The 26,638-nt window shown below is 70.6% G+C and carries 25 protein-coding genes and 1 pseudogene; 15 read left to right on the top strand and 11 right to left on the bottom strand.

Annotated elements, in window-relative coordinates; translation table 11 throughout:
- Positions 1 to 164 precede the first annotated feature (164 nt).
- Positions 165 to 989: a transglycosylase SLT domain-containing protein gene (locus tag P3T35_RS24455; protein WP_280707711.1), complete on the bottom strand. Its 825-nt coding sequence runs from the start codon at positions 987 to 989 to the stop codon at positions 165 to 167.
- 711 nt (positions 990 to 1,700) lie between these two features.
- Between P3T35_RS24455 and P3T35_RS24460 the strand changes: the two genes are divergently transcribed.
- Positions 1,701 to 3,485 carry a carbohydrate binding domain-containing protein gene (locus tag P3T35_RS24460; RefSeq protein ID WP_101383523.1) on the top strand — a complete coding sequence of 595 codons (1,785 nt, stop codon included), beginning with the start codon at positions 1,701 to 1,703 and terminating at the stop codon, positions 3,483 to 3,485.
- Positions 3,486 to 3,564: 79 nt separating this feature from the next.
- Here P3T35_RS24460 and P3T35_RS24465 read toward each other — a convergent pair whose 3' ends face one another.
- Entirely contained in the window at positions 3,565 to 4,980 is a 1,416-nt protein-coding gene (locus P3T35_RS24465) for an FAD-binding oxidoreductase (RefSeq protein ID WP_101383522.1), read from the bottom strand.
- A gap of 49 nt (positions 4,981 to 5,029) precedes the next feature.
- On the opposite strand from P3T35_RS24465, the gene P3T35_RS24470 reads away from it, so the two are divergent.
- Positions 5,030 to 5,830 carry an MSMEG_1061 family FMN-dependent PPOX-type flavoprotein gene (locus P3T35_RS24470; RefSeq protein WP_280707712.1) on the top strand — a complete coding sequence of 267 codons (801 nt, stop codon included), beginning with the start codon at positions 5,030 to 5,032 and terminating at the stop codon, positions 5,828 to 5,830.
- Positions 5,831 to 5,845: 15 nt separating this feature from the next.
- Here the strand turns inward: P3T35_RS24470 and P3T35_RS24475 are convergent, their stop codons facing one another.
- The gene (locus P3T35_RS24475; protein WP_101383520.1) at positions 5,846 to 6,367 is read right to left on the bottom strand and encodes a DinB family protein; all 522 of its coding nucleotides are present in this window, start codon (positions 6,365 to 6,367) and stop codon (positions 5,846 to 5,848) included.
- A gap of 308 nt (positions 6,368 to 6,675) precedes the next feature.
- Positions 6,676 to 7,356: a helix-turn-helix domain-containing protein gene (locus P3T35_RS24480; RefSeq protein WP_101383519.1), complete on the bottom strand. Its 681-nt coding sequence runs from the start codon at positions 7,354 to 7,356 to the stop codon at positions 6,676 to 6,678.
- 301 nt (positions 7,357 to 7,657) lie between these two features.
- On the opposite strand from P3T35_RS24480, the pseudogene P3T35_RS24485 reads away from it, so the two are divergent.
- The 6 genes and pseudogenes from P3T35_RS24485 to P3T35_RS24510 all read left to right on the top strand — a co-directional run.
- Positions 7,658 to 8,089, top strand: a pseudogene (locus P3T35_RS24485) (RidA family protein); the annotation flags it as partial.
- Positions 8,090 to 8,205: 116 nt separating this feature from the next.
- On the top strand, positions 8,206 to 8,871 hold the full coding sequence (locus P3T35_RS24490) for a class I SAM-dependent methyltransferase (RefSeq protein WP_101383517.1): 666 nt from the start codon (positions 8,206 to 8,208) through the stop codon (positions 8,869 to 8,871).
- Between the two features lie 206 nt (positions 8,872 to 9,077).
- Positions 9,078 to 9,827 carry an FCD domain-containing protein gene (locus P3T35_RS24495; protein ID WP_218976733.1) on the top strand — a complete coding sequence of 250 codons (750 nt, stop codon included), beginning with the start codon at positions 9,078 to 9,080 and terminating at the stop codon, positions 9,825 to 9,827.
- Between the two features lie 124 nt (positions 9,828 to 9,951).
- Positions 9,952 to 10,737 carry a (Fe-S)-binding protein gene (locus P3T35_RS24500; RefSeq protein WP_101383515.1) on the top strand — a complete coding sequence of 262 codons (786 nt, stop codon included), beginning with the start codon at positions 9,952 to 9,954 and terminating at the stop codon, positions 10,735 to 10,737.
- The gene (locus tag P3T35_RS24505) at positions 10,734 to 12,215 is read left to right on the top strand and encodes a lactate utilization protein B (protein ID WP_101383514.1); all 1,482 of its coding nucleotides are present in this window, start codon (positions 10,734 to 10,736) and stop codon (positions 12,213 to 12,215) included. The genes P3T35_RS24500 and P3T35_RS24505 overlap by 4 nt, the downstream gene beginning before the upstream one ends.
- Positions 12,212 to 12,859 (top strand): LUD domain-containing protein, encoded by a 648-nt coding sequence (locus P3T35_RS24510; RefSeq protein WP_101383513.1) that lies wholly within the window; start codon positions 12,212 to 12,214, stop codon positions 12,857 to 12,859. The genes P3T35_RS24505 and P3T35_RS24510 overlap by 4 nt, the downstream gene beginning before the upstream one ends.
- 34 nt (positions 12,860 to 12,893) lie before the next feature.
- On the opposite strand, the gene P3T35_RS24515 is transcribed toward P3T35_RS24510, so the two are convergent.
- Entirely contained in the window at positions 12,894 to 13,364 is a 471-nt protein-coding gene (locus tag P3T35_RS24515; RefSeq protein ID WP_101383512.1) for a MarR family transcriptional regulator, read from the bottom strand.
- 371 nt (positions 13,365 to 13,735) lie between these two features.
- Here P3T35_RS24515 and P3T35_RS24520 point away from each other — a divergent pair, with 371 nt between their 5' ends.
- A complete protein-coding gene (locus P3T35_RS24520; RefSeq protein WP_101383511.1) occupies positions 13,736 to 14,620 on the top strand; it encodes an NAD(P)-dependent oxidoreductase in 885 nt (294 codons plus the stop codon).
- A gap of 395 nt (positions 14,621 to 15,015) precedes the next feature.
- On the opposite strand, the gene P3T35_RS24525 is transcribed toward P3T35_RS24520, so the two are convergent.
- Positions 15,016 to 15,459: an ArsI/CadI family heavy metal resistance metalloenzyme gene (locus P3T35_RS24525; protein WP_101383510.1), complete on the bottom strand. Its 444-nt coding sequence runs from the start codon at positions 15,457 to 15,459 to the stop codon at positions 15,016 to 15,018.
- An 85-nt stretch (positions 15,460 to 15,544) separates the two neighbouring features.
- Between P3T35_RS24525 and P3T35_RS24530 the strand changes: the two genes are divergently transcribed.
- Genes P3T35_RS24530 through P3T35_RS24540 form a run of 3 tightly spaced genes read left to right on the top strand, consistent with a single transcriptional unit; the run spans position 15,545 to position 17,108 of the window.
- Positions 15,545 to 15,934, top strand: a complete 390-nt coding sequence (locus P3T35_RS24530) for a metalloregulator ArsR/SmtB family transcription factor (protein WP_101383509.1) — start codon at positions 15,545 to 15,547, stop codon at positions 15,932 to 15,934.
- Positions 15,931 to 16,662, top strand: coding sequence for an MIP/aquaporin family protein (locus tag P3T35_RS24535; protein WP_280707713.1), 732 nt, complete (start codon positions 15,931 to 15,933; stop codon positions 16,660 to 16,662). Before P3T35_RS24530 ends, P3T35_RS24535 begins: the two co-directional genes overlap by 4 nt.
- A gap of 26 nt (positions 16,663 to 16,688) precedes the next feature.
- The gene (locus P3T35_RS24540) at positions 16,689 to 17,108 is read left to right on the top strand and encodes an arsenate reductase ArsC (protein ID WP_101383508.1); all 420 of its coding nucleotides are present in this window, start codon (positions 16,689 to 16,691) and stop codon (positions 17,106 to 17,108) included.
- A 108-nt stretch (positions 17,109 to 17,216) separates the two neighbouring features.
- Here the strand turns inward: P3T35_RS24540 and P3T35_RS24545 are convergent, their stop codons facing one another.
- Positions 17,217 to 17,930 (bottom strand): hypothetical protein, encoded by a 714-nt coding sequence (locus P3T35_RS24545; RefSeq protein WP_143676980.1) that lies wholly within the window; start codon positions 17,928 to 17,930, stop codon positions 17,217 to 17,219.
- 249 nt (positions 17,931 to 18,179) lie between these two features.
- A complete protein-coding gene (locus tag P3T35_RS24550; protein WP_180356722.1) occupies positions 18,180 to 18,347 on the bottom strand; it encodes a hypothetical protein in 168 nt (55 codons plus the stop codon).
- An 826-nt stretch (positions 18,348 to 19,173) separates the two neighbouring features.
- On the opposite strand from P3T35_RS24550, the gene P3T35_RS24555 reads away from it, so the two are divergent.
- From P3T35_RS24555 to P3T35_RS24565, 3 genes are all read left to right on the top strand, one after another.
- Complete coding sequence (locus P3T35_RS24555) at positions 19,174 to 19,767, top strand: class I SAM-dependent methyltransferase (protein ID WP_101385449.1); 594 nt, start codon at positions 19,174 to 19,176, stop codon at positions 19,765 to 19,767.
- 55 nt (positions 19,768 to 19,822) lie between these two features.
- Positions 19,823 to 20,644 carry a class I SAM-dependent methyltransferase gene (locus P3T35_RS24560; protein ID WP_280707718.1) on the top strand — a complete coding sequence of 274 codons (822 nt, stop codon included), beginning with the start codon at positions 19,823 to 19,825 and terminating at the stop codon, positions 20,642 to 20,644.
- A 175-nt stretch (positions 20,645 to 20,819) separates the two neighbouring features.
- On the top strand, positions 20,820 to 22,229 hold the full coding sequence (locus P3T35_RS24565; protein WP_101383505.1) for an amino acid permease: 1,410 nt from the start codon (positions 20,820 to 20,822) through the stop codon (positions 22,227 to 22,229).
- A 65-nt stretch (positions 22,230 to 22,294) separates the two neighbouring features.
- On the opposite strand, the gene P3T35_RS24570 is transcribed toward P3T35_RS24565, so the two are convergent.
- The 3 genes from P3T35_RS24570 to P3T35_RS24580 all read right to left on the bottom strand — a co-directional run bounded on the left by P3T35_RS24570 (position 22,295) and on the right by P3T35_RS24580 (position 26,617).
- On the bottom strand, positions 22,295 to 23,332 hold the full coding sequence (locus P3T35_RS24570; RefSeq protein ID WP_280707807.1) for an LD-carboxypeptidase: 1,038 nt from the start codon (positions 23,330 to 23,332) through the stop codon (positions 22,295 to 22,297).
- 773 nt (positions 23,333 to 24,105) lie between these two features.
- A complete protein-coding gene (locus P3T35_RS24575) occupies positions 24,106 to 25,668 on the bottom strand; it encodes an MFS transporter (protein WP_101383504.1) in 1,563 nt (520 codons plus the stop codon).
- 283 nt (positions 25,669 to 25,951) lie between these two features.
- Positions 25,952 to 26,617, bottom strand: a complete 666-nt coding sequence (locus tag P3T35_RS24580; protein WP_280707721.1) for a TetR/AcrR family transcriptional regulator — start codon at positions 26,615 to 26,617, stop codon at positions 25,952 to 25,954.
- Positions 26,618 to 26,638 lie beyond the last annotated feature (21 nt).

The following is a 26,638-nucleotide window of genomic DNA, read 5'->3' on the forward strand; positions in this document are numbered from 1 at the left end:
ACGCTCGGCTGGAGAACCCCAGCCGAGCGCCTGCGTGATCTACTGACGACCACGTAGGCCATCAGGTGTTGCGAGGACCCCAAGAATCCGCCATCTGGCCGGTCGGGGCAGTGCCGTGCTGTATCAGCCTGGCCTACCGGCCTGGCTTGGCTTGGCCTGTCGGCTTAGTACCAGTGGTGGGCCTGCCACCAGGTCCAGGCGCCGTTCGGGCTGCCGTAGCGGTCGTTCATGTAGTTCAGGGTCCACTTGATCTGGGTCACCGGGTTGGTGCGCCAGTCGGCACCGGCCGAGGCCATCTTGCTGGCAGGCAGCGCCTGGCCCAGCCCGTAGGAGCCGGAGGACGGGTTGACCGCCAGGTAGTTCCAGCTGCTCTCGTGGCTGACCACCTGGTTGAACGACGCCCACTGGTCGGCCGGGACCATGCTCTGGGCCAGCGCGCGCAGGCCGCTCGGGCTGGTGTCCGTGGCCACCTGCGCAACCGGCTGGGGAGCGGGCTGCGGCGCGGGCTGCGGGGCCGGCTGGGGAGCGGGCTGCGCAGGGGCGGCGGGCTGCGGGGCCGGCTGCGGCGCGGGCTGCGCGGGGGCGGCCGGCTGCGGGGCCGGGGCCTGCTCCTGGGCCGGCTGGGGCGCGGCCGCCGGGGCGACGGGCTTGGCCTGCGCCGGGGCCTGGTAGGGCGCGGTGCTCAGGGTGTTGGTGTGCTGGGTGCCGTGCTGCTGCAGGTAGGGGGCGTTCTCCAGCTTGCCGGTGTCACCGGCGGCGGCCATCGAGGTCGAGCCGGAGGGCAGGTCCTTGGCGGAGAAGGCCAGGGTCGCCCCGTGCTGCGCGCCGGCAGCGGCGGCGGGGTGCGGGGCGGCGGCCGACGCCGGGGTGGCGGCGTCGGAGGGGAGCGCGAAGGCCACGGCGGAGGCGGCGACGGCGGCGGTCAGGCCGGCGGAGGCGAGAACCACGGAGGATCGCTGCCGCACGATGGTCATAAGGGCGCTGCGCATACTGCTGGTACCTCGTTCGGTGTTGCTGGTCCCGGGCGCACGGCAGCGGCGCGGCGCGAGGCCGCACGCATGCTGCGAAGGCGCGTCGGTGACCGTGGGACACCCCGGAGTCGGTCGGTGTCCGGACGGAGCGCTCCACCTCTGAACTCGGCACCGGATGGGGCTGAACTGTTCAGCCCGGTGCAGGCGGCGCGCTTGGCGACTCGTCCAGGTTTAACGTGGCCCGCCGTGGGGCAGCAAGCACCGCTGCTACGACGGCCGGTAGGAGGAGCAGTGCGGACCGCCGGTCCGACCGCTCAGCCGGGGTGCGGCTGCCTACGACCCTCCGTCGTAGGCGTGAAACGCCTGTGGGGATGCTCACCAGCCCGGCGGTGATTCGCATACATTCCGTGCCCGCCCCAGTACGGTCCGCCCGCCCTGCCGCCTGCGCCCGGCCGGCCCGCTGATGGGCCTCGAGTCGGTCCGCTGATGAACCTCGAGCCGGCGGGCGAACCGGTCCCGGACCGGCAGGCCACTGCGCCTCGGACTGGCGAGCCAATGAGCCTCGAACTGTTAGGACTCTTGACAGACAACTGGTCTAGTCCAACGATAAGACCCGCTCCCCGACCCGCCCTGCCGCGCACCGACCGACCGACGCTTCGGCGCCGGTCGTCGCCATGCGCCGATTCCCGTACGTGCGCCACTCCTCCTCCCCCACACGTTGGAGCACTGATGCGACTTCAGAGATCGTTCCAGGCGGTGCTGACCGTCGGCGCCACGCTGGCGGCGTCGGCCGGCCTGCTGGTCGGCGCCACCACCGCCGCCCATGCTGCTACTGCCGCTGCTGCCGCGACCGGCACGCCGTTGCCCGCGCATGTCTTCGCCCCCTACTACGAGGCCTACACGCCCGGCAGCCTCTCCGGCCAGGCCACCCAGTCCGGCAACAAGTACCTGAGCATGGCCTTCATCCAGGCCGCCACCAAGGGCTCCTGCTCCGTCTACTGGGCCGGCGACACCTCGACCCCGATCGCCACGTCCTCGTTCGGCAGCGACATCGCGAGCCTCCAGGCGTCCGGCGGCGATGCGATCCCGTCCTTCGGCGGCTACGCGGCCGACAACGGCGGCACCGAGATCGCCGACAGCTGCACCGACGTCAACCGGATCGCGGCCGCCTACGAGTCGGTGATCACCACCTACAACGTCAGCCGGATCGACCTGGACACCGAGGACAACTCGCTGACCAACACCGCCGGCATCGACCGCCGCAACAAGGCGGTCAAGCTGGTCGAGGACTGGGCGGCGGCGAACGGGCGCAACGTCCAGTTCTCCTACACCCTCCCGACCACCACCAGCGGTCTGGCGGCCAGCGGCCTCAACGTGCTGAAGAACGCGGTCAGCAACAACGCGCGCATCGACGTCGTCAACATCATGACGTTCGACTACTACGACGGCGCCGCCCATGAGATGGCCACCGACGCGGAGAACGCGGCCGGCGGCCTCTACAACCAGCTGGCTCAGCTCTACCCGGGCAAGTCGGCCGCACAGCTGTGGGGTTCGATCGGCATCACCCTGATGCCCGGCGTCGACGACTACGGCACCGCCGAGACCACCACCGTCGCCGACGCGCAGAACGTGCAGAGCTGGGCCACCTCGAAGGGCGTCAACACCCTTGCCTTCTGGGCGCTGCAGCGTGACAACAGCAGCTGCGCGGTGGGCACCGCGGGCTCCGACACCTGCTCCGGAATAGCCCAGAGCACCTGGGACTTCAGCCACGCACTGGAGCCCTTCACCTCCTCCGGCGGCGGCACCACCGGCAACGACTTCGCGCTGAGCGACTCGCCGGCGTCCGGTTCGGTCCAGGCGGGCTCCAGCACCACCGCCACGGTGAGCACGTCGGTCACCTCCGGCTCCGCGCAGAGCGTCGCGCTCTCCGTCTCCGGCGCACCCGCCGGCGTCACCGCCGCGATCAGCCCCAGCAGCGTCACCGCAGGCGGCACCGCCGCCCTCAGCATCTCCGTCGCTTCCAGCGTGGCGTCCGGCAGCTACCCGCTCACCATCACGGGCGCGGCCGCCTCCGGCAGCCACAGCGCCGGCTACACCCTCAACGTCACCAGCACAGGCGGTGGCGGCGGTGGCGGCGCGCTGGTGAACGGCGGCTTCGAGACCGGCAGCCTCAGCCCGTGGACCTGCCAGAGCGGCGGCGCGGTGGTCAGCACCCCGGTGCACTCCGGCAGCCACGCACTGCAGGTCGCGCCGACCTCGAACCAGACCGGCGAGTGCGACCAGACCGTCACCCTGCAGCCCAACCACGCCTATACGCTCACCGGTTGGGTCCAGGGCAACTACGCTTACCTGGGGGTCAGCGGCGGCGCCACCGCCTCCAGCTGGGCCTCCGGCAGCGGCTGGACCAAGCTGACCGTCCCGTTCACCACCAACGCCTCGGGCACCGTCACCGTGTATCTGCACGGCTGGTACGGCCAGGGCGACGTCTACGGCGACGACTTCGCGATCAGCTGACGCGTCGTCGTCTGTTTCCGTTGGTTTCGTGAGCTTTCCGGGGCCGCCGACCTGTTGGGTGGTCGGCGGCCCCGGTGCGTCAACCGCGCAGCAGTTTGCCGGGGTTCATGATGCCCAGTGGGTCGAGGGCCGCCTTCACGGTGTGCAGCAGCTCAAGTTCGAGCGGCTCCCGGGCGACCGCCAGTGCCTCGCGCTTGAGCACGCCGATGCCGTGCTCCGCGCTGATCGAGCCGTGGTGTTCGGCGACCACACGGTAGACCAACTCCGATACCCCAGTGGCCCGTTCGGGTCGGGCCAGCACGTTGAGGTGGATGTTGCCGTCGCCGACATGCCCGAAGGCATTGACCCGGACACCCGGAAAGGCCACTGCCAACTCCCCTTCGGCATCCGCCAAGAACGCGGTGATCGCACCGAGTGGCACGCTGACGTCGTGCTTGATCGCGCCGCCGGCCCGCTTCTCGGCCTCCGGCAGCGCCTCGCGCAGCGCCCACAGCGCCCGCGCCTGCGGGCGGTCCAGTGCGGGGACCGCATCGGCGACCAGCCCCAGACGGGTGGCCTCGGCGAGGAAGGACTCCAACTGGGCGGCCAGCCCCGCGCCATCCCTGGTCGCGGTGGCCTCGACCAGCAGATACCAGGGGTGCGGATGGGCGAACGGGTCCTTCAGTGTGGGCAGTTGGTCAGGCAGTTGGCTGAGCAGCAGGTCCATCCCGGTTCGACCGAACAGCTCCAGGGCGGTGAGCCGGTCCTCGAACCACTCGCGGGCCAGCGCGAAGAGCGGTGTGAGCACGGCCGGTTCGGGCAGGGCGAGCAGCGCGACCGCGTGGTACCGGGGACGCGGCACCAGCCGCACGGTAGCGGCGGTGACCACGCCCAAGGTGCCCTCGGAGCCGATCAGCAGCTGCTTGAGGTCGTAGCCGGTGTTGTCCTTGCTCAGGCTGCGCAGGCCGTGCCAGATCCGGCCGTCCGGAAGCACCGCCTCCAGGCCCAACACCAGATCGCGGGTCATCCCGTAACGCAGCACATTGCTGCCGCCGGCGTTGGTGGCGATCGCGCCGCCGAGCCGGGCACTGCCCTCGGAGGCGAGCCGCAGCGGAAAGAGCAAGCCGACTTCCTCGGCGGCCCGCTGAACATCCGTCAGTACGCACCCGGCCTCGGCGGTAAGTGCGAAGTCGACCGGGTCGACGCTGCGAATTCGGTCCAACTTCTGCACACTCAGCACCAGTTGGGCTTCATCGCCGAGTGGGATCGCGCCGCCGACCAGTCCCGTGCCGCCTGCGAACGGCACGACCGGCACCCGATGGCGGGCACAGATTCCGATCGCGACGGCCACCTCGGCGGTACTTTGCGGGCGCAGCACCGCCGCCGGCCGGGCCGGCAGCAGGCCGCGCTCGTCCCTGACGAAGCCGGCCGCCGGATCGCCCGGCGCCAGCACGACGGTCGGGCCGAGGGCACCCCTGAGCTCGGCAATGGCGGCAGGCAGATCACCAGGCGTCATGCGGATAACGGTATCCCCAGGTGGGCGGCGGTCCGCTAGATTGCGCCTCATGACCAGCTCGATGATCGGCTCAATGGCCAGCACCCCGCAGCCGGGCAGCTCGGCGCAGGCGGACAGCTCGGTGGACGGCAGTTCGCCGGTGGGCGGCTCGGCGGACGGCAGGTCGGCGGACGGCAGGTCGGCGGCCGCCGCGTCACGGTCCGTCAGCCTGTTTGATGCGCTGCGGGCCGACGCCGTCCCCGACGCCGCCGCCCTGCGCGAGGTCTACGAGATGCCGGGCGAGGCAGCCCGACACAAGCAGGTGGACCGGATCCACGAGGTGACCAAGCGCCTGATCGCCAGCTCCTCCTTCGTCCTGGTGGCCAGCACCGGCGCGGACGGCAGCTGCGACGTGTCACCGCGCGGCGGGCCGGCCGGCTTCGTCTCCGTCCTCGACGAGCACACCCTCGCGATACCCGACGCCACCGGCAACAAGCGGCTGGACACGCTGCAGAACATCGTGGCCACCGGACAGGCCGGACTGCTCTTCCTGTTCCCCGGCCACACCAACATCCTGCGCGTCAACGGGCGGGCCTGCGTCTCCACCGACCCGCTCCTGCTCGAACAGCTCACCGCCGTCGGCAAGCCGCCGCGCAGTGCCATCGTGGTGCACGTCGAGGAGGTCTACGGGCACTGCCCCAAGTCGGTGCTGCGCGGCTCGCTCTGGCAGCCCGAGAAGTGGCTCCCCAAGGACGCCGCCCCCAGCACCGCCGAAGTCACCCTCTCCCACCTCTCCACCTCGCTGGACGGTCTGACCGTGGAGATGATCCAGCAGGCCGAGCGGGACTCACTGGAGCACCGCTACGAGTAGCTCGTCTCGCGACTTCTAGCCGTCGCCCTCCGCCTTGGCCATCAGCTCCCATGAGTGGGCGCCGTCGATCGACTGGCGGATCACGTCGGCATGACCGGCGTGCCGGGCAGTCTCCTCGATCAGGTGCAGCAGCACCCAGCGCGCCGACCACTGGGCGGCTTGCGCGTTGGCGCACGGCACATCCAGCGAGGGCAGCGCGGCCACCACCTCCTCCGTCTCGGCGGCGGCCTTCTCCCAGTTCGCCAGCAGTGCGTCGACGGTGTCGCCCTCGGCGCGCTGGAACTCGGCACCCGGGTCCGTGATCGGCCACAGACCGGGCAGCTCCTGCCCGGCCAGCGCGGCGAGCACCCAGCGCCGCTCGGTGACGGCGGCATGCTTGAGCAGCCCGGCGAGCGACAGCTCGCTGGCGCTCGGCACCGACCAGGCCTGCTTCTCGGTCAACCCGAACACAGCGAACCGCAGCGCCGCACGCTGGTGCTGGAGGAACCCGAGCAACGCGGACCGCTCATCCCGCGCGGGTGGGGCAAACCGGGACATCGGCCCTCCTGGGTTCAAGGCATCCGGCGGATCGTCAGTTCTACTTCCCCACCCTCCCACGGTGGACTGACGACTCCCCGGTTATTCACCTCGCGTGGGTGTTGCGCCGATCAGCAGCAGCACGACCACGGCCCACGCCGACTATTCGTCGGCGTGCGCGTTGCGGGTTGCGGTCCCCTGGCAGGGGCGGCCCAGGGGTGCGCTGGCGCGGGGCTGGGGCGGCAAGGGTGACTGGGGCGGCGGGCGGCGCTCGGGCCGCACGGGCCGGCCCGTGGGGATCCGTTCGCCCGCATCGGCGGCTGGTGGACTCAGGGGGCCGGTAGGGGCGCCTGGAGCAGGGCGGCTGCCATGCTGGCCAGATCGGCGAGGAAGAACGCCTCGTCGGTGAGCAGTTGTTCGCCATCGGTGTACTGGCGCGCCCGATCGGCGAGGGCGGTGCGGATCAGCGTGAGCGCCAGGTCGAGCCGCTGACGGCGAACCGGCTCGGGCAGGCCCGGTACGCCCGGGGGCACGGCCAGCCGCTCGGTGAGGTGGTCGACAAAGCGCTGCTGGCCGAGGCTCGCCGGGAGCACGGCCGAGGACCCGCCGGAGGGCTCGTCAGAGGACCCGCCCGAGTACCCGCCCGAGGGGCCGCTCTGGTGCCCGAGCTGGGCGGAGATCCGCAGCGCGTGGCGGCCGTGGGCGGTGCGCAGCTCGGTGGCCTCGGCGTCGATCAGGGCGCGGAGCAGCTCGGGCAGGGCGAGGCCGGCCAGCTCGGGCAGCCGCTGTGCCAGGACGCGTTCGGTGCGTTCCTGGCGGGCTTTCATGATCTCGTCCAACAGGCCGGCCCGGGAGCCGAAGTGGTACTGCACGGCCGACGGGTTGGCCTGCCCGGCCAACCGGACGATGTCGCGGGTCTGCGCGCCGTCCACGCCTTGGGTGGCGAAGAGCTGCTCGGCGGCATGGAGCAACTTCTCGCGGGTGTCGCTTCGTCCGGTGGTTCGTGCCATGGCGAGGATGGTAATGCTGGGCATTATTACTGTCGAGGAGGCGCGGGCAGCCTGGTGAGAGGACGGCTACTAATGGGCATTATTAACCCGCGCATCAGCTGATCCAACCCACCCTGGGCAACTAATAATGGGCAGCATTAAGACTCACCCCAGCCAGCGACCGCCCCACCACCCGTAATGCTGGGCATTATTAGCCCCGAGGATGAGCAGACCCGCCCCCGCTCCCCTAGCGTGTGATCTTGTGTTGATCGCTAGTCATGACCGACTGGCTCCACGGGCATTACTGAACAGGGGATCATCTATGTCCGACAGCTTCCAGACTCACACCGCGCCTGAGACGCCCGCCGCACCGAGCGGGCACCTGGTGGCCCCCGCCGGGCTCGCCCCCGGGAACGGCTACAGCCACGTGTCCTGGGGCACCGGTCGCATCGTCGCAGTCTCCGGCCAGCTCGCGCTGGACGAAACCGGCGCCCTGGTCGGCCCCGGCGACCCCGATGCCCAGGCCGGCCAGGTCTTCGAGAACATCCACCGGGCCCTCGCCGCCGCCGGCGCCGAGTTCACCGACGTGATCAAGCTGACCTTCTACATCACCGATGTCGCCTACCTCCCCGCGCTCCGCGCCGCCCGCGACGCCGTGATCGACACCGCGAACCCGCCGGCCAGCAGCGCCGTGGTGGTGGCCGGGCTGATCCGACCGGAGTTCCTGGTCGAGGTCGACGCGCTGGCCGTCGTTCCCGTGCCCGCCCCGGAACCGGCAGCCCCCGACGCGCCGGCGACTGCCCAGGCCGCAGCGAACACCCCGGCCACGGCGACCACCCAGGCCGCCGCAGCCACGCCGGGGGCCGTGGCATGACCGAGCCCGACTTCCTGCGCAACACCCGCGCCTCCTACGACGCCATCGCTGCCGACTACACCGAGCGCTTCCGCTACCAGCCGGACATCAAGCCGCTGGACCACGCGATGCTCGCCGCCTTCGCCGAGCTCGTCCGAGACGGCGGTCACGGCCCGGTGGCCGACCTGGGCTGCGGCCCGGGCCGACTGACCCCGCTGCTGCGCGAGCTGGGCTTGGAGGACCCCTTCGGAATCGACCTCTCACCCCAGATGATCGAGATCGCCCGCAAGAACCACCCCGGCCTCCGCTTCGAGGTGGGTTCGATCACCGCGCTGGACGTCCCGGCCAACAGCGTCGGCGGCATCCTCTCCTGGTACTCGATCATCCACCTGCCGCCGGACCAACTCCCCCTGGCGCTAGCCGAGTTCCACCGTGTCCTGGCCCCCGGCGGCGCGCTGCTGGTGGCATTCCAGGTCGGTGACCGGCTGCACCGCCGCGACGAGGCGCTGGGTCATCAGGTCTCCCTGGAGTTCCACCGCCGCACCGCGGAAACCGTGATCGCCGCACTCGCCGCCGCCGACCTCCCGGTCCACACCCAGCTGGTCCGCGGCCCCGTCACCGACGGCGTGGAGTCCGTGCCGCAGGCCTTCCTCCTCGCCCGCAAGCCGTCCACGGCCGCGTGACCGAGCCCGCCCGCCTGACCGCGTCGACCACGCTCACCAGGCGGGCGCCCCAGGCGGGAACCCCAGGCGGGCGTCCCGGGCAGGCGCCCGCACTGGTCCTTGGTCCGGCCAAGACCACATTGGTGTGACCTATGATCGGACCACCGGGAGGCCGCTCACCTGCGGTTCCCCGAGTGAGTGCGAGTGGAGCGGAGCGGAAGGGCCTCATGGCGGAGCCGACTGGGTGGGAACCGGTACCCCGCTCGCGCACCTTCGAGCTGGTCCTGGACCGGATCGAGGAGCAGATCCTGGCCGGGAAGCTGCGGGTCGGCGACCGGTTGCCGCCGGAACGTGAGCTGGTGGAGCTACTCGGAGTCAGCCGGGCGGCGATCCGCGAGGCGCTGCGCGTGCTGGAGGCGCAGGGCGTGGTGCGGGCCAAGGTCGGCACCGGGCGCGACTCCGGCAGCGTGATCACGGCCCTGCCGAGCGCGGGTCTGACCCAGTTGCTGCGGTTCCACATGGCGTTGGCGAACTTCCCGCTGCCCGACGTGGTCGACACCCGGGCCGCCCTGGAGCGGGCCAGTGCCCGGTCCGCCGCCGGCCAGGCCAGCGAACAACAGCTGTCCCGGCTCTACGAGTTGCTCGTGCTGATGGACGACCCGGCGCTGTCCCGCGAGGAGTTCAGCGAGCACGACGTCGCCTTCCACGTGACCATCGCCGAGGCGGGCGGCAACCGGCTGATGGCGGATCTGACCGTGGCGGTGCGCAATGCCGTCCGGCATCCGCTGCTCGCGGCCTTCCGACGCCTCGACGACTGGCCCGCGGTGGCCGCCGACCTGCGCGCCGAGCACCACGCGATCTACCAGGCCATCGCCGCCGGTGACGCACAGGCGGCCGGCGATCTGGTCGAGTCGCACATCCACCGCTTCTACCACGAGGTCGCGCTGCCGGCGCTCCCGGCCGACACCGAGTCCTAGCGGCACCCGCGCCCCGCACTGCCCCTCGGCCACCTCTCGGGTATATGGTCTGACCAAAGAATGGCCGACCCGATGTGCTAGTGATCCCGACGTACTGATCAATCGAGACCGCACGAGGACCCCCATGCGTGTCGCACTCTTCCTCACCTGCGTCAACGACGCCCTCTATCCCGACACCGGCCGTGCCGTGGTCACGTTGTTGGAGCGGCTCGGCGTGGACGTCGACTTCCCCGCCGGGCAGACCTGCTGCGGCCAGCCGCAGTACAACACCGGCTACCGGCGCGAGACGGAGCCACTGGTGCACCGGATGGCGAAGGTGTTCGCGGGCTACGACTACGTGGTCACCCCATCCGGGTCATGCGCCGCGATGGTGCGCGACAACTACCCGCGGATCGGCGCCAAGGCCCGCGCCGAGGGGCGTGGCACCGCGCTCGGCAAGGCTGCCGACGCGCTGGTCCCGAGGGTGGTCGAACTCACCGAGTTCCTGGTCGACGTGCTCGAAGTCGCCGACGTGGGCGCCTACTTCCCGCACACAGTCACGTACCACCCGTCCTGCCACGGGCTGCGGATGCTCGGCCTCGGCGACCGTCCGCTGCGACTGCTGCGCGCGGTGCGCGGGCTCACGCTCATCGAACTGCCCGGCGCCGAGGAGTGCTGCGGCTTCGGCGGCACCTTCGCCGTGAAGAACCCGGCCGTCTCCACCGCCATGGGCGCCGACAAGGTGCGCAACGCGGTGTCGACGGGCGCCGAGGTGCTCTGCGGCGCCGACAACTCCTGCCTGATGCACCTGGGCGGGCTGCTGCACCGGCAGGACCAGCCGCTGCGCCCGCTGCACATCGCCGAGATCCTGGCCGCCACCGAGCAGGACGCCGCCGCCACCGAGCCGACCGAAACGGTGATCCCCGCATGAACCGCACGTTCCTCGGCATGCCGCCGTTCCCCGAGGCGGCCGCCGTCTCCACCCAGAACGCCCAACTGCGTGCCAACCTCACCCACGCCACCCACACCATCCGCGACAAGCGCGCCCGCGCGGTGGCCGAACTCGACGACTGGGCCGAACTGCGCCAGGCCGGACGGGAGATCAAGGACCACACGCTGCGCCACCTCGACCACTACCTGCTCCAGGCTGAGAAGGCGGTCACCGCGGCGGGTGGCACGGTGCACTGGGCCGCCGACGCGGCCGAGGCCAACCGGATCGTCGCCGACCTGGTCCGAGCCACCGGCGAGAGTGAAGTCGTCAAGGTCAAGTCGATGGCCACGCAGGAGATCGGGCTCAACGAGGCATTGGCGGCCGAGGGCATCACGGCCTACGAGACCGACCTCGCCGAGCTGATCGTCCAGCTCGGCGACGATCTGCCGTCGCACATCCTGGTTCCCGCGATCCACCGCAACCGCAGCGAGATCCGCGACATCTTCCGTGACGCGATGGGACGTTGGGGCCGTCCCGCGCCCGACGGACTGACCGACAGCCCGGCGGAGCTCGCCGAGGCGGCCCGGCTGCACCTGCGGGAGAAGTTCCTGCGTGCCAAGGTGGCCGTGTCGGGTGCCAACTTCATCGTGGCGGAGACCGGCACCCTGGTCGTACTCGAGTCCGAAGGCAACGGCCGGATGTGCCTGACCCTGCCGGAGACCCTGATCTCGGTGGTCGGCATCGAGAAGCTGGTGCCCAGCTGGCGGGACTTGGAAGTGTTCCTCCAGCTGCTGCCCCGCTCCTCCACCGCCGAGCGGATGAACCCGTACACCACACTGTGGACCGGCACCACGGTTGATGACGGACCGTCAAACTTCCATCTGGTACTGCTCGACAACGGGCGCAGCGACACCCTGGCCGACCAGGTGGGCCGCCAGGCGCTGCGCTGCATCCGCTGCTCGGCCTGCCTCAACGTCTGCCCGGTGTACGAGCGGGCCGGCGGGCACGCCTACGGCTCCCCTTATCCGGGGCCGATCGGCGCCATCCTCACCCCGCAACTGCGCGGCCTGCAGAGCGAGGTGGACGCCTCGCTGCCGTATGCCTCGTCGCTGTGCGGCGCTTGTTACGAGGTCTGCCCGGTGGCCATCGACATCCCGGAGGTGCTGGTCCAGTTGCGCGAGCGGGTGGCCGACCAGGCGCCGGGGCACCGGTTGGAGCGCGCTGCGATGAAGTCGGCCGGCTGGCTCCTGGATCACCCGGCCGCGTACTCCGCCGCCCTGCGCACCGCCGGCCGGGCGCGCGGCCTGCTACCTCGCCGCCTGCCACTGCCCGGCCCGGCCAAGGCCTGGAGCGACAGCCGCGACCTGCCCGTGCTGCCCGAACGGCCGTTCCGCGACTGGTGGAACAGCCGGCCGAACCACGAGGACGGGCCGAACCACAGCGACGGCAAGACCGGAAAGGACGGCGCAGCCCGATGACCAGTTCCCGTGACCGCGTCCTCGCCAAGGTGCGCGCAGCACTGGCCGATGTGCCGCCCGGCGCCCCGGACGCCGACCCGCCGGTGACCCGCGCCTACCGCACCGCCCACACCGAGGCGACCGGCCCCGCGCTGCTCGCCCTGCTGGCGGAGAACCTGGCCGACTACCGCGCCGTGGTGCACCAGACGACGGAGGATCAACTCCCGTCACTGCTGGCCGAGATCCTGCGCGCGCATGGCTCCCGCACGCTCGCGGTGCCGACCGATCTGCCGTCGGAGTGGCTGGCAGCCGCCCACGAGGTGCGGCAGCTGCCCGACAGCCCCACTCTGACCGCCGACCAACTGAACGGCGTGGACAGCACGTTGACCGGTTGCGCTCTGGCGATCGCCGAGACGGGCACCATCGTGCTGGATGCCGGGCCGGCGCAGGGTCGGCGCCTGCTCACCCTGGTTCCGGACCACCACATCTGCGTGATTCGCGCCCACCAGGTGGTCGCCTCCCTGCCCCAGGCCCTGCCCCGCCTTGAGCCGACCCGTCCGCAGACTTGGATCTCGGGACCGTCGGCGACCAGTGACATCGAACTGGAGCGGGTGGAGGGCGTCCACGGGCCGCGCCGCCTGGAGGTCGTGGTGGTTTCCGGGTAGCTCGTGGTGGTTTCCGGGTAGCCGCGGCCCAAGGTCACTTCCGGGCAGGTGCCGTGGCGCTCGGGCTGCTCACCGCTTGGGCCAGGTCGGTGAGTTCAGGGTCCTTGGCGGCTTCCTGCAGGGCTTCGCAGAGAGCGCTGTCGTGGGTCGGGCGGGCGGCCTCCAGGAGTTCGAGGCCGGCCGGGGTCACGTCGGTGTAGATGCCGCGCCGGTCGGTGTCGCACAGGTAGCGGGTGAGCAGCGCGCGGTCCTCCAGGCGGGAGACCAGCCGGGTGGTCGCGCTCTGGCTGAGCACCACGGCGTCGGCCACCTGGGCCATCCGCAGGTGACCGCCGACGCCGCCGTGCTGCCGGCTGAGCACGGCCAGCAGCGAGTACTCGCGCACGCTGAGGTCATGTCCGGCCTGCAGGGCCTGCTCCAACCGGGACTCGATCCGGTCGTGCAGGCGGGAGAGCGCGAACCATCCCTGAGCGAGGGAGGTCAGCGCTGGATCGGTGGCGGTCATCCCACTGACTCCTCACATGTCGGCCCGGCCAGGAGTCGTCCATATTCCCAATGTCCCGACTCCCTATTCCCGATGTATTCCCGATGTCCAGAATACGCCAGCAGGAGATAACACGCTCTAGCAGATAAAAGGCCTGCACAACTACCGTGTGCCTCCCCGACCAACGGCCGAGCACTGCCTAGGATCAGCAACAGGTCAGCAAGAGATCGGCTGCGGATCGGCAGGAGATCGGCAGGAGATCGGCTGCGGATCGAACGAACGATCGCCCGTCCAGCGCGGATCGAGCGCATGTCGGCCCGCGATCAGCTATGGATCGACATGAGGTCGGCAGCAGTCGAAGCACAGGTCCACCACCGAACAGGGAGCCAACCATGCACGTCGGATTCATCGGACTGGGCACGATGGGGCGCGCGATGGCAGGCCAGCTGGTCGCCGCCGGCCATCAGGTGACCGTCTGGAACCGCTCGCCGGAGCCGGTGGCCGAGCTCGTCAAGCAGGGCGCCCGGCCCGCTGACGGGATCGCCGAGGTGCTGGGCAGCGAGGTGGTCGTCTCGATGCTCGCCAATGACGCGGCGGTGGAGTCGCTGCTCCTGGACGAGGGCGCACTGGCGGCGGCCACCACCGAACTGCACGTCAACATGGCCACCATCTCTCCCGCGTTGGCCAAGCGGGCTGCCGAACTGCACCTGAAGCACGGCGTCGGCTATGTCGCGGCGCCAGTGCTGGGCCGCCCGGAGGTGGCGGCCGCGGGCAACCTCAACATCCTGGCGGCGGGCCCGGATGCGCTGCTCGACCGAGCCGCTCCGCTGTTCGACGCGATGGGCCGCCACACCTATCGGCTGGGCGAGCAGCCGCAGTTGGCCAATGTCGCCAAGGTGAGCGCCAACTTCATGCTGTTCTCGGCGGTGGAGGCGTTCGCGGAGGCCGCCACACTGGCCGAGGCCAGTGGCCTGGCCCCGGCCGACCTGCTGGAGGTGCTCACCGGCAGCTTCTTCCCCGGCCCGGTCTACTCGGGCTACGGTTCGATGATCGTGGCCGGCCGCTACGAACCGGCCGCGTTCAAGCTGGCGTTGGCCCTCAAGGACGTCAACCTGGCCCTGGACACGGCCGCCGACGCCAACGTCCCACTCCCGCTGGGCAGTCTGCTGCGCAATGCCCTGCTGGAGAGCATCGCGCACGGCGATGGCGAGCGGGACGGGGCGGCGATCGCCGAAACCGCTCGCCGCCACGCCAATCTGACGGAGCGTCAGCTTTGATCCTTGGCGCTCCGGCTGCACCCGCCCGGCGAACCGGCGCTCGAAGCCGTCCCCGGTGTTCGCGGTGACCGTGTAGTCGTACCGGCCGGCAGCAGTCGGGGCGAGCAGTTGCTCCGTGCTGCCGCCGGGCGCCACGGTCACCGCCAGTGCCACCGAACCAGCCGCCCCGAAAGCCGAGTTGGCGCCGACGAGGGGTCATCAGTCGCTGCGTGTCAGACAGTTACCTGCCGGTAGGGATGATTTCAGCGATAGCTGAACAGCGGAAGAACCCACCGGCCATCCGGTTGTCCGCGCGATGTAGGCGTGGTTGTCCGTGGCAGTCGTCCATGGCAGTTGGCCATGGCAGTTCTAAAAGGCAGTTCTCCATACGGGGTGCCGCCCTGCCGTGGTGGTCGTCAGCCGTTGGCGCAGCAGCCCTGCGGTGCGGCGTCGGCGCTCTTGCCGAGGGTATCGGCGCTCTTGCCGAGGATGTCGGCGTCGGCCTTGACGACGTAGACCTCCCAGGGCTCCTTGCCCGGGCCGGTCACCCAGGTCTTGTCCTGGAGCGCGTAGCAGCACGAGGTGTCGTTCTCCTCAAGCGCCACGAGCCCGGCCTGGCGGAGGTGCTCCGTGGCGGCGGTGACCTGCTCGGTGCTCTCGACCTCGATGCCGAGGTGGTCCAGGCGGGTGTCCTGGCCGGGCTCGCCCTCGATGAGGACGAGCTTGAACGGCGGCTCGGCGATGGCGAAGTTCGCGTAGCCGGGGCGGCGCTTGGCGGGCTCGGCGCCGAAGAGCTTGGCGTAGAAGGCGATCGAGCCTTCGAGGTCGGCGACGCGCAGAGCGAGTTGAACACGGGACATGGTGGCCCTCCCGGAACCGCTTGATTCGATGGATGTCGATACAGGCGAGCTTGCCACTCGATTAGATGAGCGTCAACATAGACGCATGTCGAAATCAGAGCTGGTGGTACTCGGCCAGGACGAGGGCGAGGCGGTGCTGTGCTGCTCACCGCTGGTCCGCGAGCCGCTGGGCGAGGCGGACGCCGGCGAGCTGGCGCGCATGTTCAAGGCGCTCTCCGACCCGGTGCGGCTGCGGCTGCTGTCGCTGATCGCCTCGCACGAGGGCGGCGAAGCGTGCGTCTGCGACCTGACCGGCCCGTTCGACGTGTCCCAGCCGACCATCTCCCACCACCTGAAGGTGCTGCGCGAGGCCGGGCTGGTCGGCTCCGAGCGGCGCGGGACCTGGGTCTACTACTGGGTGCTGCCTGCCGCGCTGGCGTCGCTCTCCGCACTGCTCCAGGCACCGGGCGGGCAGGCCCAAGGGGCCGCACGGTGAACGGGCTCAGCCGGAAAGCCCTGGGCGAGTTCGTCGGGACAGGCGCGCTGGTCGCCGTCGTGGTCGGCTCCGGCATCCAGGCCACCGAGCTCTCCTCGGACGTCGGGGTGCAGCTGCTGGCCAACTCCCTGGCCACGGTGTTCGGTCTCGGGGTGCTGATCGTGCTGCTCGGCCCGGTCTGCGGCGCGCACTTCAACCCGGCGGTGACGCTGGCCGCCTGGTGGGCCGGCCGCCGGGGTGGCGAGGGGCCGACCCTGCGCGAGGTCGCGGCTTACGTACCCGCGCAGATCGCCGGGGCGATCGGCGGGGCGGTGCTGGCGAACGCGATGTTCGCCCGCCCGCTGGTGCGCTGGTCCACCCACGAGCGTTGGGCGCCGCATCTGTGGCTGGGCGAGGTCGTGGCGACCGCCGGGCTGATCCTGCTGATCTTCGGCCTTACGCGGGCCGGTCGCGCGCACTTCGCGCCGGTGGCGGTCGCTTCCTACATCGGCGCCGCGTACTGGTTCACGTCCAGCACCTCGTTCGCCAACCCGGCGGTGACGATCGGCCGGGCGGTGACGGATACGTTCGCCGGGATCGCGCCCGGGTCCGTGCTGCCGTTCATCGGCGCGCAGCTCGTGGGGCTGGTGGTGGGCATGGGCCTGGTGGGGGTGCTGTTCGGGCGGCCCGCTCCCGCTGGGGACGTCGTACCGCAGGGCGAGCCCCACCCCGTCGCCGTAGACCGCTGAACGCCCTACCAAGGAGGAGACCCCTCGTGAGCGCCCCCACCCTCCCGTCCGTCCTGTTCGTCTGCGTGCACAACGCCGGCCGCTCCCAGATGGCGGCCGCCTTCCTCGCCCACCTCGCCGCAGGCCGGGTCGAGGTCCGCTCGGCCGGCTCCGCCCCGGCTGCCACCGTCAACTCCGCCGTGGTCGAGGCCCTGGCGGAGGTCGGGATCGACATCTCCGCCGAGGTACCGAAGGTGCTCACTGTCGAGGCCGTCCAGGCATCGGATGTGGTGATCACCATGGGCTGCGGCGACGCCTGCCCGTACTTCCCCGGAAAGCGCTACCTGGATTGGCAGTTGGAGGACCCGGCGGGCCAGGGCGTGGGCGCGGTGCGCCCGATCCGCGACCAGATCGAGCAGCTGGTGCGCGGGCTGCTCGGCGAACTCGGGGTCGAGCCGGCGGCATGAGGGCCGACTCCCCATTGCCGACCACAAGGCCGACAGCCTCCGGCCCGCAGCGGACCGGAGGCTGTCAGGGATCAGCAGGTCAGCAGGTCATGCGCTGACCGCCAACGGCTACTTCCAGTAGAGGCCCTTGTCCAAGGTGTACGGGTCGCCCCAGTACATGGCCCCGTCGACCTTCACCGACGCCGAGGGCGCGAGCGCGAGGATGCAGCCCTGGACCGACTTGCCCTTGGTGAAGCCGCTCGGCAGTGCGTTGTCGTTGCACTTGGGGAAGTCGCTGAAGATCGACACCCCCTGCGCCTCGGAGCCGTCCGGCAGCAGACCCTTGATCTCGGACACGCTGCTGAACGAGAGGTCGGTGCTGCCGACGTTGGTGACCGAGAAGCGGACGTAGTACGGCACCATGCCCTTGACCTTGTCGCCCAGGTTGAGCGGAGCCAGGTCGGACGGGACGCCGGCGTCGATCGAGCTCACGGTCAGCGCGATGGTGCCCTTGGTGCTGCCGTAGCTGAACGGGATGGTGGCCGGCTGACCGATCTTGAAGGTCTGCCCCGCCGTGGCCGCCGGCCCGGCCGTCGCACCACCGCCACCGCCGGCCGGCGAGCTGGCGTCACCGCTCGGTGCGCCCGGGATGGTCGCCTTGGACGGCATGCTCGTCGGCATGCCCGTCGGCTTCGACGCAACCGGGCTGGACGCCGCCGCCGAGCTCGGGGCCGTAGTGGTACCCGAGCCGGAGCCGTCGTCGTTGCACGCGGTCAGAGTCAGCGCAGCAACGGCCGCGAGCCCGGTCAGGGCAACGGCGGTCTTGCGTGAGCTGGTCGTCATGTACTGCTCCCCCATGAGTAGGATCGCCGATTCGCGATCTTGTATGGGAAAATTAAATACCCATGAGGAACACAGGTCGCCAGGGGGTCCTGAGCCCTGTGACATGGCTGTGACAGCGCTGTGACGGGGGGTCAGCGGTTCGCGGGGGGCTCGGGCTCGCTGAGCAACCCGTCCGCCCTGATCACTGCCAACGCGCAGGCGGCTCACCACCCTCGCAGGGCGCTGCGCCTACCGCGCCGGGCCCGCCGGTCACTTGGGCGACACCTGCGCGCCGATGCCCACCGCCCGGAGGGCGCTGGCCAATTGCTCCACCTCGGGCAGCGTGCCAGTGTGCCGGCCGGACTGAAGGGCTGCCGGCATCGCCTTCGCAGCTGCGAGATCGACCCCCAAGCTTGCCCTGATCACCTTCATGACCACTGCCCGACTGTCGCTCTCGCCCAGGGCGATCTGAAGGGTCGCCGGACCATGACTCAGGTCGGCAAGCAACCGCTCGCGGAGGCCTGCCGGGATGTCTTGGCGTCCGCAGGAAACAATGGGACCGCACGCCGGACAAGCCGTTCGATGCTCCACTCCAGGCGACTGGAGACCAGAGCCTGCCCTCCGACCGCTGACACATCGTCCCCGCATTCCAGGCAGGCCGTGGTGAACTCATACTGGACGCCTACGAATTGGTGGTTCATTCGATCCTTCGGGCTTCGGGCACTGAACAGTCAACAGGTCAACCCCACTCGCCCCTAGAGCAGCTCACGAAGTCAGACACGCCGATACGACATGAAGGTCCCGCTGGAATTCGATCCCAGCGGGACCTTCTGATACATCTTCAGGGTGTTCCCGTCATGTGGCCGAACCAGGATGGATCATCCAATCCACCCTCATCCTCATGCCATTGCGGAGGCGCCGATACCACGCAGCTCTTCAGCTCTCCCCCTAGAGCGAACAGGCGCCCCGGGCGCACCTCGATGCCATGGGCGAGGCTAACCTGCTGGCAGTCATCCGCGCTTGCCCGACGGATAACGAGCCCATCGTCATTGGGACGGAGAAGCATGATGCTCACAGCCCCAAAATGAATCCACGGGTGTCATGGGTGTAGCTGGTGACGGCCTCGGCAGCGTCTATCCGATCGTAAGGACACGACTACATAAAGCTTGGTTCCGCAACTGGCAGCTGGGCTGACGGAGTACGGCCACCGCCTCCGCGGGAAGGATCACGGGTGATCCGACAGTCCGACCCCCGTGAGGTCCCGTTGTCCGTCCAAGGCACCGCCGCCCACCGCGCCCTCGCCGACCTGCCGCCGCTGGTCCGCCGGGCGCTCGACGCCGCCGAGGGGGCGGGGTTCGCGTACTCATGCCGGCCCGAACAGGGGCGCCTGCTGCAGGCGTTGGCGCAGGGTGTGGTCGGGCTGATCGGGGAGACGGGGACGGGGTGCGGGGTGGGGCTGGCGTGGTTGGCGAGTGGGGCGGGGGACGGGGTACGGCTGGTGAGCATGGAGCGTGATGAGGCCAGGGCGGCTGTGGCTGCCGAGGTGTTCGCCGACCGGCCGAACGTGACGGTGGTGTGCGGCGACTGGACCGAGCTGTACCAGAGGGGCCCGTTTGATCTGCTGGTGCTGGACGGCGGCGGTCAGGGCAAAGGGGATGTGCCGGCCGACCCCACTCGCCTGCTCGCCCCGGGCGGCACGGTGGTGGTGGACGACTTCACGCCCTCCCCCGGCTGGCCCCCGCTGCACGAGGGCCGGCCGGACACCGCCCGGCTGCACTGGCTGGAGCACCCCGCGCTGCGGGCCACCGAGCTCCAACTCGCCGCCGACCTGAGCTCCGTGGTCGGCCGACTGCGCTGAAGCTGAAACCGTCACCCCGCCGTCGTGCGCGGCGTTGTCAGGGTGGAGGTGTGACATGGTGGCAGACGAAACGGCGATGCGGCCGGCGGTGCGGGAGACGTACGGGCCGGCCGATCTGAGCAGAGCGCCCATCTTCGCCGGTGGGTTCATCAACTTCGGCTACTGGCGGGCCATTGACCTGAGCGGCCCGCTGGGCGAGGCGGAGCGGGTGCGCAGCCAGGAGGACCTTTACCGGCATGTGCTGGAGGCGGCCGGGTTGGGCAACGAGCCGAAGGTGCTGGAGGTGGGCTGCGGGCTTGGCATGGGATGCGCGCTGACCCTGCGGGAGTACGGCCCTGCCACCATCACCGGCCTGGACGTTCACCCGGAGCAGCTGCGGCGGGCCCGCAGCGCGCAAGCCGATCTGCTGCACGACGAACCGGGACGGCTGCGGTTCGTCCAGGGGACCGCGGAGCGGATGCCGCTGCCGGCTGGCGAGTTCGATGCCGTCGTCAGTGTGGAGGCCGCTCAGCACTTCCCGGACCTCGACGCCTTCGCGGCGGAGGCGGCGCGGGTGCTGCGGCCGGGCGGCCGGGTGGCCGTGGCCAGCTTCTTCACGGTGGACGACGCGCCCGGTCGGCCGGAGGAGTTGGCGAAGCTGCTGGAGACGTACGCCAACGGCCTGGACATCGCCCGGCCGGTGACGGCGCTCACGGATGCGTTCAGGGCAGCGGGGCTCACCGGGGCGCGTGTCGAGTCGATCGGGCCGCAGGTCTGGCAGGGCTGGGACCGCTGGCTCAGCCGGTGGTGGGCTCCGGGCACCTGGCCGCGGAACTTCCTGCGGGCCTACGAGGAGCGGATCCTCGACTACTACGTGGTCACGGCGGCCCGCCCGTGATCCCCGAACCGGCCGGACGAGTGCCGGTCAGCGACCCGGTTCACCGCAAGTCTTATGGTCGCTGACCAGGCACGACGGACAAAAACGGGTGATTTTGCGGGAGGTGTCCGCTAAAGCGACGATTGCCGCTTGGCTCCACCGAGCCGAGCAGTAGCAGGAAAGGCGCACCACCCTCATGCAGACCAGCCCGGTCCTTCCCCGTCAGGCAGCCACCCCCACCCCGGCCGCCGTCGACCATCCAGGACCCGAGCAGGCCGAGAAGCACAAGGGTGGCCGGTTCGGCCTGCCGACCGCCACCGCGCTGGTGATGGGCAACATCATCGGCGGCGGCATCTTCATGCTGCCCGCCGCGGTCGCCCCGTACGGGACGGTCAGCCTGCTCGCGTTCGCCGTGCTGACCGTGGGCGCGATCGCGCTCGCGCTGGTCTTCGGCAAGCTGGCCCGGCGCAATCCGCGCACCGGCGGTCCGTACGTCTACGCACGCGAGGCGTTCGGCGACTTCGCCGGGTTCCTGTCCGCGTGGTCGTACTGGATCACCACCTGGGTCAGCAACGCCGCGCTCGCGGTGGCGGCGGTCGGCTATCTCGACGTGCTGCTGCCGATCCAGCACTCCAAGCTGCTCACCATCGGCGCCGCGCTGCTGCTGCAGTGGCTGCCCGCGCTGGCGAACCTGGCCGGCACCCGATACGTGGGGGCGGTCCAGATCGTCTCCACCGTGCTGAAGTTCATCCCGCTGGCGCTGGTCGCGGTCGGCGGGCTGTTCTTCTTCAACCCGGCCAAGATGGGGCCGTTCGACGCCTCGGGCAGCGGCTGGGTCGGCGGCATGACGGCGTCCGCGGCGATCCTGCTCTTCAGCTACCTGGGTGTCGAGTCGGCCGCGATGAGTGCGGGCCAGGTCCGCGACCCGGAGCGCAACGTCGGGCGGGCCAGTGTGCTGGGCACCACCGGTGCGGCGGTGGTCTACCTGCTCGGCACCCTGGCGGTCTTCGGGACGGTCGCGCACAGCCAGTTGCTCCACTCCAGTGCGCCGTTCTCGGATGCGGTGAACGTGATGTTCGGCGGCTCCTGGGGTGGCAGCGTGATCGCGGTGGCCGCGCTGGTGTCGATGACCGGCGCGCTCAACGGCTGGACGCTGCTGGCCGCTCAGGCGCCGTACGCCGCCGCGCGGGACGGGCTGTTCCCGGCCGTGTTCGCCGTCGAGAAGCGCGGGGTCCCGGTCTACGGGGTGTTGATCAGTGTCGGCCTGGCCTCGCTGCTGACCATTCTCAACTTCGCCTCGGGTGCCCAGAGCGCCTTCGAGATCCTGGTGCTGGTGACCTCGTTCACGGCCACCGTGCCCTATCTGCTGTCCACCGCCGCGCAGTTGTACTGGCTGGTGCGCGGCGAGCAGGGCAAGGTGGCGCCGGGCCGCCTGCTGCGGGACGCGGCGCTGGGTCTGGGCGCGTTCGCCTTCTCGATCTGGCTGCTGGCCGGCGCCGGCTACGCGGCGGTCTACCAGGGCGTGTTGTTCCTGTTCGCCGGGATCCTGGTCTACGTCTGGATGGCGGGGCGGCGCGACCAGCGGGGCACCGAGCGAGCGGTCTGACCGAGTGAGGAGACAGGCGCCCGCGACCGGATAGCCGGTCGCGGGCGCCTGTGTCGAGGGCGCCTTCAGTACCACACCGTGATGCGCCGCTCCGGTCCGTCCACCCGGATCCTCCCGCCCACCGGCAGCACCAACTGCGGGTCGGTGTGGCCGAAGTCCACGTCGAAGACGGCCATCGTCTCCGGGGCGTACTCGGCCAACGCCCGCAGTACGGCCTCGCGTTGGGCGGTGCGGAAGGCGAGCTTCCCGGCAGGCGTGTTGCGCTGCTGGAAGCTCCAGGACTTGGCGCGGGCCATCAGCAACGCCGGGAACCGGCGCAGCAGACCGCGCTCGCCGAAGTTGCGCAGGATGCGGTAGACGGTGTCGGCACTGGGGAGTTCCTCGGTGGTCTCCAGCAGGAGGACGTTACCGGCGTATTCGGGTGCGGGGCGGACTTCGCGGTCGGCCATGGCCATCCAGGAGAGGATCTCCACGCTGCCGCCCCAGCCGGGGCCCTCCACCACGCGGTCCGGCTGGTGCCAGATCCAGCCGGTGCCGGGCTCCATCAGCGGTTCTTCGGCGAGGAGTTCGGGCTGCTCCCAGGGGGACTCCTGGTCGCCGACCTCAGCGACGGGGTGCAACTCGTAGGAGCCCGAGCCGAAGAGCGCGGCGCGCAGCGAGGCATCGGTGTCGGGGTGCACTCGGCCGCCGCGCCCCAACTGCACCATCACCGTTCCGCCGTGGTAGCCGACCACGCCCAGGTTGCGCAGGAACAGCAGCAGGTTGGTGTTGTCGCTGTAGCCGAAGAAGGGCTTGGGGTTGGCCTGGATCAACTCGCCGTCCAGGTGCGGCAGTACGGTGATCTGGTCCTCGCCGCCGATGGTCGCGATCACCGCCTTGATGCTCGGGTCGGCGAAGGCGGCGTTGATGTCGGCGGCGCGGTCCTGCGCGGAGGCGCCCAGCACGCGGGTGGTCGGGTACTCCACCGGTTCCAGGCCGTAGTCCTCGCGCAGCCGGCGCAGGCCGAGCTCGTAGGGGTGCGGGAAGACGGCGGGCAGGCCGGCCGAGGGCGAGAGCACGGCGACCCGGTCGCCGGGGCGCGGCTTCGGCGGGTGGGCGGCCACGGCGGCCACTACGGGCACGGCGGCCAATTGCTCCAACTCGGCGACGCGGCGCAGGTCCTTGGTGCGCCCGATGGCGCTGCGCATCGCGTTGAGGTCGGCCTTGCGAAGGTAGCGGATCACGGTGCCGGCCACGCCGGGTGTGGTGAGCGCGCGCTCCACGAAGTCCGCCACGTCGAGCTCGCCCCAGGGGAGCTTGGGCGTGCACAGGTCGCCGGAGGCCTGCGGGGTGCGGAAGTCGAGCTTGCGAAGGTGGAACGCCTCGGGGGTGCAGGGCAGTTCGTTGCCGTCCTCGTCGAGGAGCACGGCGCCGACGGCTGCGAAGGCCGCCGCCATCGCGTCCGCCCGGGACGGGTCGCCGTCCCAGAGCAGGTCGAGGTCGCCGGTGAGTTCCCGGGAGCCGTGCAGGATGCCGGCCACCTGGCCGATGGCCACCACCGGGGCGCCCTGCCGGTCGAGTTCGGCGAGCAGCGGGACCGGGTCGAAGCCGATCGCGCCGTCGGTGCCGACGGTGCCGTGCTCGTCGTCGGCGTCGTCATGGCTCAGCCCGGTGGCGGCCCGGTCCGCGACCAGCTCGGCCGTGCGGGCCACGGCCCGGCGCAGGCGGTCGATCGGGGCGACGGTGGGGCTGACGGCCATGCGGCTCCTCCTCGTAGCGGATCAGCCGAGTCGATCACGTCGGTCATCGGGCTGTCCAACGCGATTCCCGAGGACGCGAAACGGCGCCGCCCCCGCACCGGGGTGGCGGCGCCGTCAGGTGAGTTGCCGGCAGTGCGTCAGTGCGCCATCACGGGCACGTCGGCGACCTCGCCGTCACCGCTGCCGGCGGCGACGATGTTCTGCTTGCCTCCGCCGTTCAGCAGCGCGGTGGCCAGCGCCGCGGCCACCAGCAGGAAGCCGAACGACCACCAGATGGCGTGGGAGAAGCCGGCCACGGCCGCGTGGGCATGCCCGTTCATGATCTCGTACATCTTCTGCTTCATCTCCGGGGTGAGCGGCTGGGTCGGAGCCGCGGAGGCCGGGGGAATCGGCGGAACGTGGTTGGAGCTGATGTACGCGTTGGTCGCGCTGGTCGCCACGGTGCTCAGCGCCGCGGTGCCGATCGCGCCGCCGACCTGCTGCGAGGTGTTGACCATCGCGGAGGCGACACCGGCGTCGGTCGGGCGCACCCGGAAGGTGGCCAGGCTCATCGCCGGCATGAACGCGGTACCCATGCCGAGGCCCATCAGGACCAGGCCGGGCAGGATCTGCCAGTACGAGGTGTCGACCTTGATCTGGGTCAGGATCAGCATGCCCAGCGCGGCGACCACGAAGCCGGGGCCCATCAGCCAGCGGGCCGGGACCCGGTTCATCAGGCGGGCACCGATCTGGGTGGAGCCGGTGATCATGCCGGCGACCATCGGCAGGAACGCGAAGCCGGTGGTGACCGGGGTGTACTGCAGGATGTTCTGCATGTAGTAGGTCAGGAACAGGAACAGACCGAACATGCCGATCACGGCCAGGCCGAGCGCCAGGTAGGAGCCGCCGCGGTTGCGGTCGAGCACCACGCGCATCGGCAGCAGCGGGGCCTTGACGGTCCGCTCGACGATCACGAAGGCGATCAGCAGCACGGCCGCGGCGATGAACAGGCCGACCGTGAGGCTGGCACCCCAGCCCTTCTCGGAGGCCTCGGTGAAGCCGTAGACCAGCGAGACCAGGCCGGCCGAGACCAGCACCACACCGGGGATGTCCAGCCGGTTGCGGTTGAGGCCGCCGGCGGGCTCGCGGATCACGAAGAGCGCGCCGAGCACCGCGATGATCGCGAACGGGACGTTGATGTAGAAGGTCCAGCGCCAGTTCAGGTACTGGGTGAGAACACCGCCGAGCATCAGGCCGAGCGCACCGCCACCACCGGCGATGGCGCCGTAGATGCCGAACGCCTTGGCGCGCTCCTTGGCCTCGGTGAAGGTCACGGTGAGCAGCGACAGGGCGGCCGGTGCGAGCAGTGCGCCGAAGACGCCCTGCAGCGCGCGGGCGCCGACCAGCATCGCGAAGCTCTGCGAGGCGCCGCCGATCGCCGAGGCACCGGCGAAGCCGATCAGGCCGGTTATGAAGGTGCGACGGCGGCCCCACATGTCGGAGATGCGGCCACCGAAGAGCAGCAGGCCACCGAAGGCGAGCGCGTAGGCGGTGATGACCCAGGACCGGTTGGTGTCCGAGAAGTGCAGGGCCTTCTGCGCCGTGGGCAGGGCGATGTTCACGATGGTGGCGTCGAGCACCACCATCAGCTGGGCGAGACCGAGGAAGCCCAGGGTCTTCCAGCGATTGGAGTCGGCCTGTGGCACGACGTTGTCTGACATGGGTGTACTCACCTAACGGCAGGAGTTGGTGCTTGTGCGGTCGGAGGCGGCAGGCCGCTTCCGTTGTGCGGTGGGAAGCGGACAGGCCGCTCCCATTGCGCGGTCGAAAGGCGGCTGGGCCGCCTCCGGAAGTCTCGGAGCCGGGGACGGTTCGGCTCCCCGGTGACGCTACTCAGAGGCACTGACAATCGACGGGGTCGATCAGTGACATCGGACAGTGAGGTCGATCAAGCGAGGTGTACCAAGCGAGGTCGATCAAGTGGGGCTGACCAGGTGCGGTCGATCAGTTGGGTCGCCGCAGATCGTCCAGGGTGATCGCGCGGCCGGGCAGGACCGAGGGCGCGGGCGCCCGCAGTCCGTCGAGGAACAGCTGCAGGTGGCGGTGGATCAGCATGCTCTGGTCGAGCTTGAGGCAGTCACCGCCGGGCATCGGCCGGGAGAGCCGGCCCAGCGCGACGAACAGGTCACCGGGGGCGACGTCGGCGCGCAGGCTGCCGGCTTCCCGGGCGCGGACCATCAGCTGGTCCACCACCCGCTCGGTCGCCGCCTTGAGCGCGAAGTACTCGTCCTCGTCCTGCTGTTCGACCCGCTCGGTGAGCATGGTGCACAGCGCGCCGATGTGCTCGTCGGCGCTGCCGTGCACGAACTCGCAGAGCGCCTGGAACGGGTCGCCCTCGCTGGTCAGCGCCGTGCGGGCCCGGTCCAGGACGCGCTCCATCACGGAGAGCGCGACCTGGTGGATCAGCGCGGGACGGTCCGGGAAGTTGCGGTAGAGGGTGGCGTTGCCGACGCCGGCCCGCCGGGCGATCTCGTCCAGCGGCACGTCGGCGCCCTCGTCGGCGAACAGCTCCCGGGCGGCCGCGAGGATGCGCTCCCGGTTCCGGACCGCGTCGGCCCGCAGTCGGGGTGCCGCCGCGCAGGCGGGAGCCGGAACTTCCAGCATGTCCATGGCAGCACTCCTTTCCGGGGG

This window comes from Kitasatospora sp. GP30 (assembly GCF_029892145.1).
Classification (GTDB): domain Bacteria; phylum Actinomycetota; class Actinomycetes; order Streptomycetales; family Streptomycetaceae; genus Kitasatospora; species Kitasatospora acidiphila.

Excerpts from the sequence above, each read along its gene's own strand:
- P3T35_RS24460 (WP_101383523.1), top strand. The coding sequence starts at position 1,701 with ATGCGACTTCAGAGATCGTTCCAGGCGGTGCTGACCGTCGGCGCCACG.
- P3T35_RS24480 (WP_101383519.1), bottom strand. The coding sequence starts at position 7,356 with ATGGCACGAACCACCGGACGAAGCGACACCCGCGAGAAGTTGCTCCAT.
- P3T35_RS24525 (WP_101383510.1), bottom strand. The coding sequence starts at position 15,459 with ATGTCCCGTGTTCAACTCGCTCTGCGCGTCGCCGACCTCGAAGGCTCG.
- P3T35_RS24475 (WP_101383520.1), bottom strand. The coding sequence starts at position 6,367 with ATGTCCCGGTTTGCCCCACCCGCGCGGGATGAGCGGTCCGCGTTGCTC.
- P3T35_RS24465 (WP_101383522.1), bottom strand. The coding sequence starts at position 4,980 with ATGACGCCTGGTGATCTGCCTGCCGCCATTGCCGAGCTCAGGGGTGCC.
- P3T35_RS24470 (WP_280707712.1), top strand. The coding sequence starts at position 5,030 with ATGACCAGCTCGATGATCGGCTCAATGGCCAGCACCCCGCAGCCGGGC.
- P3T35_RS24545 (WP_143676980.1), bottom strand. The coding sequence starts at position 17,930 with ATGACGACCAGCTCACGCAAGACCGCCGTTGCCCTGACCGGGCTCGCG.
- P3T35_RS24575 (WP_101383504.1), bottom strand. The coding sequence starts at position 25,668 with ATGTCAGACAACGTCGTGCCACAGGCCGACTCCAATCGCTGGAAGACC.
- P3T35_RS24530 (WP_101383509.1), top strand. The coding sequence starts at position 15,545 with ATGTCGAAATCAGAGCTGGTGGTACTCGGCCAGGACGAGGGCGAGGCG.
- P3T35_RS24455 (WP_280707711.1), bottom strand. The coding sequence starts at position 989 with ATGCGCAGCGCCCTTATGACCATCGTGCGGCAGCGATCCTCCGTGGTT.
- P3T35_RS24515 (WP_101383512.1), bottom strand. The coding sequence starts at position 13,364 with ATGACCGCCACCGATCCAGCGCTGACCTCCCTCGCTCAGGGATGGTTC.
- P3T35_RS24580 (WP_280707721.1), bottom strand. The coding sequence starts at position 26,617 with ATGGACATGCTGGAAGTTCCGGCTCCCGCCTGCGCGGCGGCACCCCGA.
- P3T35_RS24495 (WP_218976733.1), top strand. The coding sequence starts at position 9,078 with ATGGCGGAGCCGACTGGGTGGGAACCGGTACCCCGCTCGCGCACCTTC.
- P3T35_RS24565 (WP_101383505.1), top strand. The coding sequence starts at position 20,820 with ATGCAGACCAGCCCGGTCCTTCCCCGTCAGGCAGCCACCCCCACCCCG.
- P3T35_RS24560 (WP_280707718.1), top strand. The coding sequence starts at position 19,823 with ATGGTGGCAGACGAAACGGCGATGCGGCCGGCGGTGCGGGAGACGTAC.
- P3T35_RS24490 (WP_101383517.1), top strand. The coding sequence starts at position 8,206 with ATGACCGAGCCCGACTTCCTGCGCAACACCCGCGCCTCCTACGACGCC.
- P3T35_RS24520 (WP_101383511.1), top strand. The coding sequence starts at position 13,736 with ATGCACGTCGGATTCATCGGACTGGGCACGATGGGGCGCGCGATGGCA.
- P3T35_RS24505 (WP_101383514.1), top strand. The coding sequence starts at position 10,734 with ATGAACCGCACGTTCCTCGGCATGCCGCCGTTCCCCGAGGCGGCCGCC.
- P3T35_RS24500 (WP_101383515.1), top strand. The coding sequence starts at position 9,952 with ATGCGTGTCGCACTCTTCCTCACCTGCGTCAACGACGCCCTCTATCCC.
- P3T35_RS24510 (WP_101383513.1), top strand. The coding sequence starts at position 12,212 with ATGACCAGTTCCCGTGACCGCGTCCTCGCCAAGGTGCGCGCAGCACTG.